General features: G+C 55.6%; 5 protein-coding genes. 2 read left to right on the top strand and 3 right to left on the bottom strand.

What is annotated here, in order from left to right; translation table 11 throughout:
* Nucleotides 1-29: 29 nt before the first annotated feature.
* Both SH248x_RS18805 and SH248x_RS18810 read right to left on the bottom strand, forming a co-directional pair.
* Nucleotides 30-8,018 (bottom strand): hypothetical protein, encoded by a 7,989-nt coding sequence (locus SH248x_RS18805; RefSeq protein ID WP_459555860.1) that lies wholly within the window; start codon nucleotides 8,016-8,018, stop codon nucleotides 30-32.
* A 259-nt stretch (nucleotides 8,019-8,277) separates the two neighbouring features.
* Nucleotides 8,278-11,814 carry a hypothetical protein gene (locus SH248x_RS18810; RefSeq protein ID WP_459555861.1) on the bottom strand — a complete coding sequence of 1,179 codons (3,537 nt, stop codon included), beginning with the start codon at nucleotides 11,812-11,814 and terminating at the stop codon, nucleotides 8,278-8,280.
* A 275-nt stretch (nucleotides 11,815-12,089) separates the two neighbouring features.
* Here SH248x_RS18810 and dapF point away from each other — a divergent pair, with 275 nt between their 5' ends.
* Entirely contained in the window at nucleotides 12,090-12,926 is an 837-nt protein-coding gene (gene dapF, locus SH248x_RS18815; protein ID WP_459555862.1) for a diaminopimelate epimerase, read from the top strand.
* A gap of 96 nt (nucleotides 12,927-13,022) precedes the next feature.
* Here the strand turns inward: dapF and SH248x_RS18820 are convergent, their stop codons facing one another.
* On the bottom strand, nucleotides 13,023-14,075 hold the full coding sequence (locus SH248x_RS18820) for a DUF1559 family PulG-like putative transporter (protein WP_459555863.1): 1,053 nt from the start codon (nucleotides 14,073-14,075) through the stop codon (nucleotides 13,023-13,025).
* A 430-nt stretch (nucleotides 14,076-14,505) separates the two neighbouring features.
* Here SH248x_RS18820 and SH248x_RS18825 point away from each other — a divergent pair, with 430 nt between their 5' ends.
* Nucleotides 14,506-15,564, top strand: coding sequence for an FAD:protein FMN transferase (locus SH248x_RS18825; protein WP_459555864.1), 1,059 nt, complete (start codon nucleotides 14,506-14,508; stop codon nucleotides 15,562-15,564).
* The last annotated feature ends 1 nt before the right edge of the window (nucleotide 15,565 follow it).

Below are 15,565 nucleotides of genomic sequence, written 5' to 3' on the forward strand. Positions count from 1 at the left end.
AAATGAAAAGACTCGCTCTCAGCGTCTTCTCAAGCCGTCTGACTCAAACGTGCCCCCAGCATCGCAATCAGTTGCAATAAAACAACCGACGCCAGTACGACCACGCCGATCGCCAGCAGGAAACCCTCCGTCAGCACGACGAGCATCACTCCGAGGATCGCCAGCCCCAATCTCGCCGGCCCTGGCAGGGTGCCCGAACCATCCATGTCTCGCAGTCCCCATAGAACAAGAGCAAGGCTGATCAGCAGTCCAACAAACCAGACAGCTTTGATCGCAATTCCCGCAGTGGCTGAGGTGCGGACCTGAATCGTCAGCATCGGCTGTCCGCCGACTTTCATCAGCGCGAGGTTTGGTTCCGCTTGTGGCAGATCGAGCAGAAAAGAGAGACCTTTGCCGGTGCTGGCGGCTGGAGCTTGAGCTGGTCCGGGCAAACCGATCGGTTCAGCGACTCTCGGCATCCCCCAGAAAGTCACTCCGCCGGAAGATTCGATGCCGATTCCTGACTGTGGCTGGTTATAGGTCAGCGTTCCGTTTAAATCGGTGTCCACAGGAGTGTTCGTGTTGTTTCTGATCGTGTGACTCCGTAGTGCTGCTGGACCGCCCAGAGGAATATGAGGCGGGCCACTTTGCATCATCGGAGCGATCTGACGCTTCATATCCGATCGGCTCTCCAGCGATTCATTCAAAATTGAATTCTGGTTCGCGAAGTTTCGACTTAGTTTTGCGCGTTCGCTGCCATCGCCATCACTGTCGGCTTTGGACTTCGTCGCGTCTTCCCACTTGGATTCTGATTTCTTTCGCTCGAGATCCTCGACACCGAAGCGGAACATATTCTCTGAAGACTCCTGTCGAACGACGTCTTTGTTTTGAGCGTAGAAGTAGCTGTTGTTCCCTTCGACAAGACCACGGCCGTTTGAAACCTGCGGATCAGCAGCCTGCTGGACCGTGGATGAATAAAGATCGGTCAGATTCTTCTCGTACGCCTGGAACGACTGACCGGCTTTACTTTGGAATTCATTGACTTCCTTCGTGACAGCCTGACCGCTTTGGCGCTGAAGTTCCCGTTGAGCTTCATTGATCCGCTCGGCGAGAACTTTCTGATTGTCGACGGCTGTCGACCTCAATTTCTGACTGACGCCCAGATCCGTTGCATAGCGGTTGAATTCATCGAACTCAGCTAACAGGCCAGACAGATACTTCGCCTGCGATGACTCCAGACTCGTCTCGACGAGGTTCGTCTTGTCAGACTGACGCACGATGGTCGCCGTGTATCCGCCAGGCAGCATGACGTTCCATCGCGTGTACGCGACCGGTATGCCGAAGACATCGGACTCCTGCGGCGAGATCACCTGCAGCACTGGCAGCGAGATCGTCTCTGAACCGGGCGAGCCGGTCTTTGGCAAGGTCGCATCGAGCCGACCCTGCGTGATGACTTTTACTTCAAACGACAGATCCGCTTCCGACGTGGCAGGCAGAGGAACAAGCATCACCGGGCGATTCTCGATCGTCGTCGCGACTGCACGAGATGGCTTCCCGGCCACCTGCACAGACAGCAGTGTCGACTTCTCCGGCAGGCTCAACGCGATGAACTGACGCGAGATGTTCTTGATCGTATAGATCGCCGTCGTTCGCCAGCTCCCATCAGCTGATAACTTCGTCGACAGCGACGCATCGTTCACAGATGCTTCTGCAACCCGCTGCACAATTCCACGACGAATCTGCCAGATGAGGTCTTCACCTTGAGAACGAAGTCGCAGGACTTCGGAAGCCTGCACCACGAGTTCAGGACGAACCTGCAACGTCAACTCGTCAGGAGCAACCGTTTCAAGTAACTCCGGCTTCAGCGGAAGAACCTGCTGTTCAGACAGGTTGACCAGAACGCCGAACGTCGTTTGCGAAGTAATCGAAGTGAACTTCGACGCGTCGTCGGACTGCTGCTGAATGAACTCGATCTTGGGCATCAGGACCTGCTGATTCTGTGGATACGGCAGCGACGCCGTCCCTGTCAGAACGTACTCACTGGAAACCGGTTGATGCAGCAGAATCGTCCAGCGAGTCTTTCCATCCGGACCAGGGGTCTGACGAACTTCGCGAATCCCGTCACCTTTCCACTCCAGATCATCGGTGATCTGGCTGGAGACGAGGCAGTCAAACTGATCGGTAGCCGACTGTCGGACCTGCCAGCGCAGAGTCAGTCCATGATCGACCGACGTATCGCTGACCGCTGTCAGCACCATGCCATCGCACGTCGCGACCAGTGGAGCCTGTTGCAGGGAAACAGTCACAAAGTCTGGTTCCAACTGACGAGTCCGAAACGCGAATGAGGCGGGGAGACTGGAAAGCTTCTTCAAGCCTGCTGGCAGTTCATTGGGTGAAATCGGAGTCCAGCCAGCATAGGCCGTCATGACTCCCGAATACCCCCCTTGCAGCCAAAATCCAACGTAGGCTTCCTGCGAGACAGCTCCCGAGACGCGAGGAAGGTCGAGAGCAATGAGCGGTTCAGCCGTATCGCGTGTCACCTGAAGTTCGAGGTTCAACTGAATCTTTCCCGAACGCGGCGTGCGGAAGAAGACCCGCAGTTCGCCGAAGTCAGGATCGACCACCCAGTCATCAAGTTCCTCTGCAAAGGCATCAAGGACCAATGCTCCAAATGGCAATGACAGCGACAATTGCCGCGTCGGCATCTGCCCGGCATCAATGGTGATCGACGAGGCCAGTTTGACACGATCTTTCTGCACCATCACACCATGCAGCGACGTAACGTCGTACGAGGTCGACTGACGAGACAGCGTGATCGTCGCAGCAGTAGGCTTGGCGACGTAACGATAACAGGAGAAGACGCGAGCACGTGACTTCAGAACATCGTCCGGCCACAGAGATGCATCGTACTCCACCTGGGTCAGACCGGTCAGATTATCGACGCGATCAATCTCCAGAAAGTCATGTTCGAGCAGCAGCCAGCGTCCGGTTTCCCGCGTGACATTAGGGAGTTCGACAGTCGGCAGGTCGAGCGTGAACTGATCGTCCTGGGCCAAAGGCAGATAACACGTCAGCTTGAGATCAGTCGAGTTGCTGATCCCACGTCGGAAGTAAAGCTTCCCTTCGTTCTGTCCTTCTTCGAACTGCCAGCCCGCCAGATCAACGCCCGTCATCGTGCGGAGCTTCAGACCTTCAGAGAGTTTAATCGGCAGTTCAAGAAGCTCCCCCTGACGGACGGTAATGCGATACGTTGTCGATAGTTCGAGCACATCCTCTCGCAGTCGATACTGCTGGAAGCCCTGAGCATCGACAATCTGCTTGCGGTCCACACGATCCCGTTTGGGATCGAGAGTGATCTGAATCGGCCCGCCGGCAGAGATGCCGATCTGGAAGACATCCCGATCGTTCTGTGTCGACAGACGGAATGTGTTGTCCTGCTGATTGAATCGCAGATCAAAACGATCCTTCGGCAGCGTGACCGTGAGCAGGCCCGAAGTCACAGGCTGGAAGAACCCCCGCAGCTGTGCACCGGAAGCATCCATCGATCCTTTCAGTGTCGACTTGAAATCAATAACATTCGAGCCGGCCGATGTCAGCAGAACACGCACCGTCTTGCCATCGCCACTTGGACGAATGGTCGCGGTCTTGCCATTCACAGTCGCTTCGGAAAGTGTCAGTTCTTCGACAGGCAGCGTCAGTTCAATCGGCTGGCTTTCCGAGACAGTCTCGTCGAAGACATACACCAGCAGGCGTCCGTTCAACGGAAATTCTGTACGAGTCGTGTCTCCATTACTGTTGAAAACATCAACCAGAGGCAGATCAAAAGACGCATTCAGGATCGACGAGCGAATCCCCGGTGCGGGCATCTTCGAGACGGCTTGCGTCGAGGCCTGATGCAGTCTTAAAAATTCCTCGCGAGACAGATAAACCTGATCGATAGACGGCTGGAAGCCCTCTTTAGGATCATATGGCACGATGATCTGTGTCAGTCCAGGCTGTGCCGTCATGTGTCCCACCAGACCACCGCTTTTACTGACGGGCTCCTGGGCGTGGACTGTCGAGTGACTTCCAAGGATCAACGCCGCCAGCATCAACATCGTCACAGTCGCAGAGCGATGACGTCGCGATTCCGCCTCCGCGGCCCGCTTGATCGCACCTAACATCCGATGACTGATCAGCAGCCCGGTCCCCAGTAGAACGCCCAGAAACAGCCCCAGACAAATCGACGTCAAAAGCGGCGCACTGAAGATCGCCAAGGCGAGTGGCAAAGTAAGTCCCACCGCAACCATGCCGACCTGGGCTTTCACGGAGAGTCGTCGCAGCATCCACAACAGCAAGGCCGTCCCCGCCATGACGATCGACATAACGGCTCTGAGCAGCAGATTATTGTGCAGCGTGACATCGAGCTTCAAAGGTTGAGTCGCCGCCTGCACGCCATCGTAGTGAAGGTCATAAGACTGATAAGTCTCGGGTACTTGAAGCGTCATCGGAATCGAAAGCAACCCCCCTGCCCCCGTCACAGGGACCACCGCCGCAATGGCAGCCGGCGCGGGCGCGGGAGCATCAGCGGGTGCGGCAGAACTTTGCGGAACGATCGGCGAAGGCGATTGAATCGCCAGACCATCCTGAGCAGGCAGACTGACGGCTGCAGGAGGTTGAAATCCATCATCTGTAAATCCACCGCCCACTGGACCGCCCATCACGCCACCGCCCAGACCGCCCATCGCGCCACCACGTTCACGATTACTTTGATCCCGTCGCCCGACGACATCTTGCTCAAACCCAAAATCAAATGCGGCAGAAGGCGTTGTCCCCGAACCGGTCTCTGGTTTCATGGCGGGAGTTCGTGCTAATTGTTCGGCTTCAAAATACAGTTCCGATTGACTGGAAGACTTTTGCGCGACTCCAACAGAAGTCGCTGTGTCTCCATTACCGGCAAAGAAATCGACCTGTCGACCGCCTTGTCGCGACGGCAGGAAAAGGGTGAGTACGACCCCACAGATCACCAGCACTAAGCACCCCACCGCAACATTCTTCGGACGTTCCGCAACAGCCGATGTCAACCACGGCACGATCACCAGCAGCGCGACAAGCAGTCCTCCGACGATCGCGATGCGAGCAGCGAAGTCTCCCGAACGGTTCGGGTCGAGCATTGCTCGCAGGCGTTCAAACAGATTCAGCGCATGTGGCTGGTTCGATGTCAGCAGAAAGTCCCCCTGCCCGTCAGAGATCTGGTAACCGCGAGGCGTATGCAACTTCCAGGCTTCCTGAATGATTTCCAACGGTTGACGAGTCCCCTGCCCGTCCACAACCTGCACCATCGGCGGAGTCGCGACGTAATCCTGTCGCAGCGCCTGAGCACTGCCATCGGTTTCATCCGTCGCATAATAGAGATCGCAGGTCATTGCCGTCGAAGCTTCCGTATTGATCCCAGCCAGCGGAATGACCAGGCCATCCGCGACGCGTCGAGACTCCACTGGCCTGTTATTGAGCAAAATCGCCCACAGAGTCGACTTCTCAGGCAGCGCGACGTGCAGACTCTGGACTCCCGAGACGAGCATCGTCAGGTGAGCATGATGTTGCGCCTGCTGGCGCGGATCGAGTACCGTTTCCAACGTCGCGTTCTGACAGACCGCAGACGGCAGCGCAACGCGATCAAACCGAACCTCATTGATCTGGGCTTTGGCTCCCGTCGTCGCGAAGCGAACCGACGAAACAACGCGTGCATTGTTCAACAAAGCCGACGCAGGAAGTTCTGCCCGGTCAACCATTGATAGAGGAGCATTCTGCGCATCGGTCGCCGTCAGCGTCAGTTGTTGATCATCATCAGCGAGCAGACACATGTAACCCCAGAAGCGATTCGCGGAAGGAATCGTCAGCTGAGGCAGGTCGACAATCGTTCGATCATCCAGGCTTGGCTTGGGAACCCGCACATGACAGGCAAGCTTGAGTTCACCCAAATGACGTTGATTGAAACGCAGTTTGAAGGGACGCCGGGCCTGCTCGACCGCCCCCGTCGATTGCTGCAGAACGCGCGTCGAAGAGCCGATCGTCTGAAACTGAACATCCGCGCCGACACTTTCCGGCAGACGGACTTCGAGTTCCTGCAGGCCTCGCTGTTCGATGGTTAATGTGGTTTCAAAGTAAGCATCCATCGTCTGTCGTTCGAGACGATAGACAGCCAGCACCATCGCCGACAGGTGCACGTTCTTAAACTTCACGGCCAGCTGCCCACTAATCTCGGGCTGCTGATAACGGAAACCAAATCGCTCGCTCGTCAGCCCCAGTGACGCCGGAGACAGCCCGGTCATTTCGCTCGTCACCAGATCGAGATCATCGCTGCTGGTGATGCCATAGGCCCCTTCCAGAACATCGACATTCTGAATAGATAACGTAGGCAGCGCGATCGTGACGTCATCCGCTGCGGGTGGCCAACTGAGGGCAGCAGGTTCCGCCTGAATGATCAGCTTGACCGACTGGCCGATCGCGAGCGGTTGAGGAAGTTCGATCTTCAACGAGTTGCCCCCCGCTTCGAGAGGCTGTGTCGTCCACTCCGCAGGAAGATCGTTGATGGTGATCGATTCAATCTGCCAGTCCGCAGACGCGTTGACATCGATATTGAACAGCGGCGCAAACAACGTCTTAACGTCCGCGATCGACTTCAGAGAAACACGGGCTTCGGTCAGATCGAGAACGGTCGTTTGCGCGACATAGACAGCGCGTGGCTTGACGGTCAACGTCGCATCGAGTTTGTAATCCTGATTCCAGTAGACCAGATCCGTCGTAAAGCCAGGAACTTCAGACATCGTCGCGGCGATCGGTTGACTGGCATCAGCGGCTTCCGACCGCATGCCAGTCGTTTCGACGAAGACGAGCCGGGCGTTTTCCGGCGTCTTGAATCGAACGACGCCGGTGTGGGAGAGCACGTCATCGAACGCGAAACCCGCCAGTGTCAAACCCTGTTGGTTCTTATCCGCATCGAACGCCGTCTGCAGGATGCCGCGGATCTGGAACTCGCAGGCGTTGACCTTGGGTTGACGGAACTGTACCGACAAAACTCGTTCTTCCGAAACGCTCCAACCTGCTATCGCCGTCGAATCGACACTGACAACGTCGAGATTTTCCGGGAGTCGAACCGAGACCTCTGACTTCTCCTGACCAGGAAAATCGAGACGTGAGTTCGAAATCCAGCTGGCTCCCGCGGGAGTCAGGTGAATGCCAATGGACGAGGTGGCCAATGTGATCGATGACTGCTGACGAGCATCGGACTGACGCTGATATTCAAGCGTGAGAACAGGACGCGTTCCCAGCATCAGCGAGAACTCTTTTTGAGACGCAGCTTCGCCTTCGCCTTTCATCGGGTAACTCAAAGCAGGGAACTGATCCTGCTTGGGAACAGAGACAACCATGCCTTCAGGGATCTCGACAGTCAGTTTGGACGAAGGAGCCGTGATCCAGTCACAACGAGCCGAAAGCCGATCGCTCATCAGTTCCAGCGGCTTGGAAAGTTCCAGCGTCAAAACCGTCTCACCAGCCACCTCGGCAAGGACGGCAAACGTGTGTGGATTGGACGCGAGCACGATCTTCGAAGCATCGACCAGTTGAACAGCGGCTCCCGCAACTTCCTGCGGCATTCGGACCATCAGCGCAGGAGCTTCTTTAATCTTCGCTGACTCCAGATTCCAGCCGGGCACATTCAACTGCAACTGCCCCCAACCGGATTTCTTGCCCTGCAAGCGACACTCCGCCGTGACGAGCAACTGCTTGCCGACCAGACGAGCACGATAATTGATATGCGTCACACTCAGCGGGTTGAGAGCAGGATCGGCCTGAGTCTGTTCATTCGCCTGATTCCAGATCTCAAGAAACTTCTCAATCGACAAAAGGACCCCCGGCTTATCCTGCTGAATCATCGCCGGCAATTCCGCTTCCGGAACATAGACGACATCCACAGCAGGCTCACGCGAAGAGTCATCCTGAGCCAACAGCGTCGTCGACATCAAAGACGCCATGGCAAGGATGACTAACATCACAGCCATGTCCCTTCTCCCTTGAGGGGAGAAGGTGGCGGCACGACACCTCAGGTGTTTACGAAGACCGTGACGACGGATGAGGGTGAGCGCCAGGCAATAGAAAGCTTTGACCATCGTATTCAAACGACAGGAAATGGTCTGCTTCCTCGTGATCACTGAGTCAGCGTCAATTGCTACTGGACCGTGTTGAAAAAAACTAAACCACATAAAAGGATCCGCCAGCCGAGATGTCAAAGGAAAACCAGTACGCCAAGATCACCAACAGTTACGGCAGATTGGAAGGCGGCGGATCACCTGCCTGGTCCGTCGGCGGAGTCACGTCAGGAGGTGTCGTCGGTTTCGAATGCGGCGGTTCGGTACGTCGTGTCGGCGACGGCTTCGAGGGGAGCTTGCTCACCAAACCGACCAGCCCGACGATCCAGATCCCCGCCAGCGTCAGAAGCCCATAGCGACTCAGTTGCAGCAGGTGATAAACCTTGTTCGGATCATTGAGTGCTAACAGCGACATCCCAAACGCCACCAGCAGCAACAGCGTCAGGCGATAAGCCCAGGGTGCTTTCAATAACAGCACCGCAATGACGACAATCGCCCCGCTGATGACGGCAGTGAACGGAATCACCGACCACCATGCCGCAGTGATTTCGTTCGCAGAGCCAAGCTTGCTCCAGTCATGAACGCGACCTTCGACAGGAAACTCGACGATCCCCGTGGCGCTATTGCCAATCCAGCTGTTGAATGGATCAACGCGATCATCGGCTCTCAGCAGAGGAGCGGTCAGACCCGCGATCACTGGTTTCTCGACCGTCGGGCGGAACCCGTTCGGCGTGCCAATCAGGACGTGATCACGAGGCGTCCAGATCGCGACTCGCAGTTGCTGCACAGCGAGGTTGAGATCCGATTCCTGTCCAAGAAGTGGCAGAGGAAAGCGGAAGCCGCCACCCCAGGCATTGTAAGGAGCAGCGCTCAACGGCCAGCGACAAATCATCGCCAGTGAGAATGGCTCATCCGCGGCTTTCTGTCGCGCGACCGAGACATAGTAATATTCATGCAGATCCGTTGCAGGAATCTGGCTCTTCTCAAGAGCCGCCTGCTTGCCATCAATCCAGACGCCCAGTGACACCGAGTTCTTCGGCATCGCAAGCACAAGCCGCTGACGTTCGCTGGTCAGAATCTGAGCTCGGAATCGCAGCATCGCGACTGGCTCCTGATTTGTCACGATCTCAACGAGTGCACGAGGGATGACCGTCTTGATCACTTCCTGAATCTCACTCTTCGAGACAGACAGCTCCAGGCTGATCGGCTCAGAATCGACTGTCTCGACATAGCGATAGGCAGCAATCCCGGACTTGGGCAGCCGAGTCAGTTCACGCACATCGATCGCTTCCAGATTGGGGGCAGATGACTTGGCGGTGACCGAGAGAGAACGGGTTTTCTCCAGCGAGACTTCCCCCTGAATCTGTGTCAGCGGCGTCGCTGTCTGACCGGCAGCTTCTTCGAGTCCGAGTGGACGAGGCAACAAGAGATTGAGCTGACCGTTCATGTCTGCACCGGCGGGTGCAGTAGCCGGCGCTGCGGTGTTCTGATCATCGGCATTCGCGGCCCCATCATCGAGAGGCAGAAAAGCCTTCGCGACCAGCGTGACGTTCCCCATCACAGGTCGTTGCAGCACGACGGTCCAGGTCACCCAGTTGTCAGCATCGGGCTCGCTGGAGGTCTTCTGCTTGATGGCCGTTTCTTTCGGCTCGACAAGTTCGATCTGCACCTTCTGAGCATACGACGCTGGCACCTTAAAGCGGAACGTATCCAACTGCGCAAACTCAACGTAATAAGAGACAGTCGTGGACAGATCGATCAGCTCTTCGCGGATTTGAACATGATGGGCCAAACCAGCGGACAGCCGAGCAGGACGAACCTTGAGCGCCAAGGGAATCGTCACCGGCTGTTGTTGATACTGCCAGCTCGAAACAGGTTGTACCCGGCTGAGCAGCTTGCGGAATTCGCCCGACTGATACTCCCCCGGAAAACCCATTGGCGTCTGACGAGTCCGAGCCGAGACAACGGCCTGCGGATCAGTAATGACTTCCAGATCGGTCGTCGCGACGACATCAATCATCCCCGTACTGCGTTCAGTGCCATCGACGAGGAACAGCGGCAGTTCGGTCGTCGGCGTTTCCTTACTCACAGGGACAACACACGAAAGCTGGATCGCGAAGGTCCCTTGAGTCTTTTGTTTGAGATCAATCTGGACCGTGTTTGTTTCCGCCTGCACGCGATGCTGCGAGACGTTCGGACCATTGACTTCGATCTGCTCTGCTCCAACGGGCACCTGGACCGTGACGGTAAAAATCCCGGCTCGTTCGATGGTCATATTGAGGATCGATTCGAGGAAGATCTGATCGGATGTCAGCAAGGCAACGGTCATCTGCTGACTGGTCACCTTCGGAGTGATCGGTCGCACGGTCGCAGTCAGTTGGAACGTGCTGGCATAAAAGCGATACGCCAGGCCGTTAGAAAAAGCGACCCGCTGATTGACTTCCGTAGGGACGATTCGCGACAGCCCCTGCTCCTGCTGGACGTTGATTTCCAGATCGGTTGACGTGCTCAAAATCAACTGCCCCACTTCGCGAGCCGCCTGGGCGGACTTCATCACACTGATCGGCGTCACATCGGGACCAGAGGCAATCGACAGCTCAGCCGGACTACCATCTTCCGGAATCGCGAAGTCCCGTTCCGTGTGAATATCGAGAGTCACCTTCCCGGAGACCTCTTCATACAGTTTGACGATCAGCTTCTGAGCATCTTCGCCATCTTCCACGGTCCAGTCACTGATCTTGCCCGATGAAGACAGATCAAGGACGCGATCCCCCTTCGGCAGCAGGATTTCTAACTGCTTGACCTTGCCTTTGAGGACTTCGAACTCGAAGTACCCATCACTTTGCAGCTGACGATCTTCAACGTGCAGCTTCAACCATTTCTGGGCATGCAGTAGCAGTTCATCCGCCATCTTTTCCTGAGTCGTTGGATACCACCGCAGCAGCAGACCAGAGACCGCGCCAAGGTTGGCGGAAATCGAAACCGATGGGTTCTCGGTTGTGCCGACTTGTTTAGCCAGTGGCTGCGACTGCCCGGGACGAAGCAGTTCGATCGTCGCGTTGGCTTGTTTCAGCTCTGCCTTCAGAGTCGACAGCGCAACAGCTGGGATCGTCAGCGTGGCCTGATTCCCTTCGGGCGTGGCATCGACTGGAACTTCCATCGTCAGTGTCAGGCTGTATTCGCCGGGTTTGGGCATCGCGAAGATGTAACTGCCATCGCCGCTGGCATAGAGGAAGGCGTCCTTATTATCAGAGGTCCATTCGCCAAGCGCAGCGGTGCCGAGCGAAATCGTCGCCAGACTCCACTTCTCTTCCAAGGCACGGATCTTGAGCGTGGATTGAATCGTCACCAGCTTCTCGCCGACGGTAGCGACGTGACTGGCCTGCTGCACGACCGAGGGAACCGGCGGCTTGACCAGGGTCTTTTGCTTCTGAGCCAGGAACTCGACAAATTCGTCATACGAGATCAGCCCCGCACCGGGCAGCGTGGTCAACGCCGATCCCAGATCCTGCACCGGGATGAGCAGCCGCTCGAACCCGATCTTGGGTTTCTTGTCCTTATTAGACTCCTCTGCCGTGGCGATTGGCGTCGTCTCCTCCTGGAGCCACGCCGAGGCCTGCAGATTTCCAATTGATGCGCCGAACGCTATGATCAGAAAGAAGATCAGGCTGACGAATCTGGCGGAGAAAGCGCACTGCAGGGGTAACATAAAAGTCTCTCGAACAGCTTGGAAAGGTGTGTCAAACAAAACCGGCACATCACTCAAAATGGCAGAACGGAAAAATGGCGACCTCGGGTAGCCTGCCAATCCTGTGGAAAACAACAAGAATGGCGGCTTTGGGCATCTTAAAGTGATTTTGCAGTCATTTGAAGCTCAGAATTTCAGTTCAAAGCCATGTCATGACCTTAGATGCGCCTTTCGTAACGACATTCCCATAAATCCTCATTAACTTGACATTTTCTCTCAAGTCTCAAGGTGTCGGCATGAAATTCACCAAGATGCACGGTCTGGGTAACGACTACGTTTACGTCAACGCCTTCGAAGAAAAACTGACCGGCGACCTCCCCAAGCTCGCGATCGCAGTCAGTAACCGTCACAAAGGCATCGGCTCGGACGGGCTGATCCTGATCGAGCCTTCCGAAGTCGCGGACGCCCGCATGCGGATGTTCAACGCGGATGGATCCGAATCAGAAATGTGCGGAAACGGCATTCGCTGTGTGGCGAAATACGTCTACGATCACGGAATCGCCCAGAAAGACCGTCTAAAAATCGAAACCGGGGCAGGCATTCTGACCCTTGATCTGACCATCAAAAACGGTCTGGTCGAACTCGTCCGCGTCGATATGGGACGCCCAATTCTGGCATCCAAAGACATCCCCACGACCCTGCCGGGCGATCCGCCGGTCAATGTGGGCCTCGATGTCGATGGCAAGTCGATTCGCGTGACCTGCGTATCGATGGGCAATCCACACTGTATTACTTATGTCGATGAATTGACCGACGAGTGGGTGCTCGGAATTGGGCCGAAGGTCGAGCGACACATGGCCTTCCCGCGACGCGTCAACGCAGAATTCATCCAGGTCCTTTCTCGCAAAGAAGTGAACATGCGTGTCTGGGAACGCGGCAGCGGCGAAACACAAGCCTGCGGAACCGGAGCCTGTGCGGTCTGCGTTGCGGGAGTTTTGACCGGCAAGACCGACCACAACCTGCTGATCCACCTGCCGGGCGGCGATCTGAAACTCGAATGGGACATCTCCACCGACCACGTCTTCATGACCGGCCCTGCAACGGAAGTTTACACGGGCATCTGGCCGGATTGATCGAGCCTGCATTCAGTCAGCGTCAGCAAATAGAAACGGCCCGCGAAAGTAACCTTCCGCGGGCCGTTTTGTTTGGATAGTAATCAGGAGTCAGTTTTAGAATTCACTGACGGTTTCTGAACCAGAGCGGGTGCCGAGCGCCCCATAAACGCCGTATGGTGACTTGCCACCCATGACAGGAGTCAGAGTCAGGTCGCCGGTGTTGATGTTTTCCGAGACGAATCGGACGGCTCCATCAGCCATTGTGAATTGAGCTCCACCTTTGTGACGGCTGGCTGCTGCGAAAGTTCCATCGCCGCTGTCGTTGTTTTGACGCATACATGATGGGCCGTTGATAGGAATATTGGTCGTAAAGTAAGCAAAAATTGAACCTCCGTCCGCCCAACGATAACCCCGTTTCTGATCGCCTCCCATCAGTCCCCCAGCGTTAGGCCAGGTTGTTGTGTAGGCTTGTGTGCTCTTGTCGTACAGAGCCAGACAGAGTGACGGATTATTCATACCCGCATCCCAGTCAGACCCCGGTTTGTAACCATCTCCGAGGACTCCTGCCCCTTCAGGACGATGCATTTCGCCAACCAAAAAGGTATTACTTGTCCCGTCGAGAACATCGCGGATACCAAATTTGCTTTGATTACAGAACAAGCCGCGGGCATCCCTGTCATCCAGACGGTGTGGGTTATCGCCGGCATTGTAGCAATAGTTAGAACCTGCCTGACCACCAAGGTTTGACTTGGTGTAAGGATCCGACGGACACATAAACGCGGGAATATCGGCAGCAGTTGGGACAATACCGCCGATTGACCACTCATTCCAAGGGCTCAGATCGCTGGTCATCAAAGCAGCTTGAGACATGAACTGATCGTAAAGAGCAGGTTGTTCGATGTAAGGAAGAATGTGAACATTCACGCTCCATCGACTGCCGTTCTGGTGTCCTGGCCCGAGACGACCGGATGGAAATGTGTTGTAAGTGTCATGGTAATTGTGAAGCGCAATCCCGAGTTGCTTCAGGTTGTTCTTGCAGCTGCTACGTCGAGCAGCTTCGCGTGCCTGTTGGACAGCAGGTAGCAGAATGGCGACCAGAGTGGCGATGATTGCGATCACCACCAGCAGCTCAATAAGCGTAAAACCGCGTGGCCTAACAAGTTTCATACACATTCTCCGTACAGTAAGAGCAAAAAAAGAAAGGAAATCGGCAGACATGCACAAGAAAACATATCACAACCTTCTCATATTTCAAGATGTATCTGATATATTACGTCGTGAGACACTCGTACATTTTGCCAGAGAATTGAGTCTTATTTCTGAACAGGAGACTGCGAATTTATTGGCGTGAAGCCTGTCTGACTGGTTGGGACCGTGAATTTTCTCCCTTCGAATGTGCTTCTATGTAAGAGACCTTATCAGTTAAGCCCTGCCCACAGGAAATATTCTCGCTGGCGGAGAAATGGGTGCTCTGAGTTCTGATGACGATAGATCTCGGCTAAGATCGACGCTGACCGTGGTTATCAGCGTGTTTCACGACGAAGGAATCTGAAACGTGGAGTCGAAGAATTTTTCCAATCAAGGGCCCTCGACAGCGATGCGAATCTTTTTTGGGCTGGCTGTGCTGACGGTTGCCATGACTGCTGGCAGGTATTGGGTACTCACCAAAGCCGTACCGACTCCCGATGTGCCAGAGACGCAATCCCGCATGTTCTTCGCCAACGGCCTGGCGATGGGTTCGACTTATGATGTGAAAGCCGTCGTTCCTGAGCATCTCTATCCGATCGAAAACCTCGACTCGGACATCCTCAAGTTCCTGCGTGACTTCAATACAAAGTTCTCAACCTACGACCCGAATTCCGAAGTCAGCATGTTCAACAAGTCGACGTCGACCGAATGGTTTCCTGTGACCAGAGAGGTCGCCGAGTTGACGCAGATGTCGCAGGAGCTGTCTGAAAAGTGCGACGGGGCGTTTGATATCACGGTCGGCCCGCTGGTCGATCTCTGGAGCTTCGGCCCTGACAAGCGTCCTCGGAAAGTCCCTAACGATGAGGAGATCGCGCAGGCGCGCGAACTGGTGGGATACAAGCGCCTCGAAGTTCGTCTTGATCCACCAGCGATTCGCAAGACGATTCCTGGCCTGCGCATCGACTATAACTCGATCGCTGCAGGATACGCGGGCGATCTGATTGGCAAAATGCTGGAAGCACGCGGGCTCACCAACTATCTGGTCGACATCGGCGGCGAAATCAAGGTCTCGGGCGAGAAGGGGCCCGGAAAAGCGTGGACGATCGCGATCGAAAAACCGAGCGCCGATGACGAGTCCGAGGCATCACGGACGATCCGGTTGAAAGACATTTCGATCTCCACAGCTGGCGATTATCGCAACTACTTTGAAGAGAATGGCATTCGTTATTCACACACCATTGACCTGTCGACAGGCAAGCCAATCGCCCATCGGCTTTCCTCGGTGACCGTGCTGGCGGATTCCTGCGCGATGGCTGACGGGCTCGATACGGTCCTGATGGCGATGGGGCCGGATGCAGGATACGACTGGGCGATGAAGAATAACGTCCCGGTCTATATGGTCGTCAAAGGAGACGATGGGTTTTATGAGAAGATCACGCCGTCGTTTCAGGAAGTCCTCGCGAAGTAGT

The organism is Lacunimicrobium album, assembly GCF_052161635.1.
In the GTDB taxonomy this organism is placed as follows: Bacteria; Planctomycetota; Planctomycetia; order Planctomycetales; family Planctomycetaceae; genus SXPC01.

Coding starts and splice junctions, on each gene's coding strand:
- SH248x_RS18805 (WP_459555860.1), bottom strand. CDS start 8,018: ATGGCTGTGATGTTAGTCATCCTTGCCATGGCGTCTTTGATGTCGACG.
- dapF (WP_459555862.1), top strand. CDS start 12,090: ATGAAATTCACCAAGATGCACGGTCTGGGTAACGACTACGTTTACGTC.
- SH248x_RS18810 (WP_459555861.1), bottom strand. CDS start 11,814: ATGTTACCCCTGCAGTGCGCTTTCTCCGCCAGATTCGTCAGCCTGATC.
- SH248x_RS18825 (WP_459555864.1), top strand. CDS start 14,506: ATGCGAATCTTTTTTGGGCTGGCTGTGCTGACGGTTGCCATGACTGCT.
- SH248x_RS18820 (WP_459555863.1), bottom strand. CDS start 14,075: ATGAAACTTGTTAGGCCACGCGGTTTTACGCTTATTGAGCTGCTGGTG.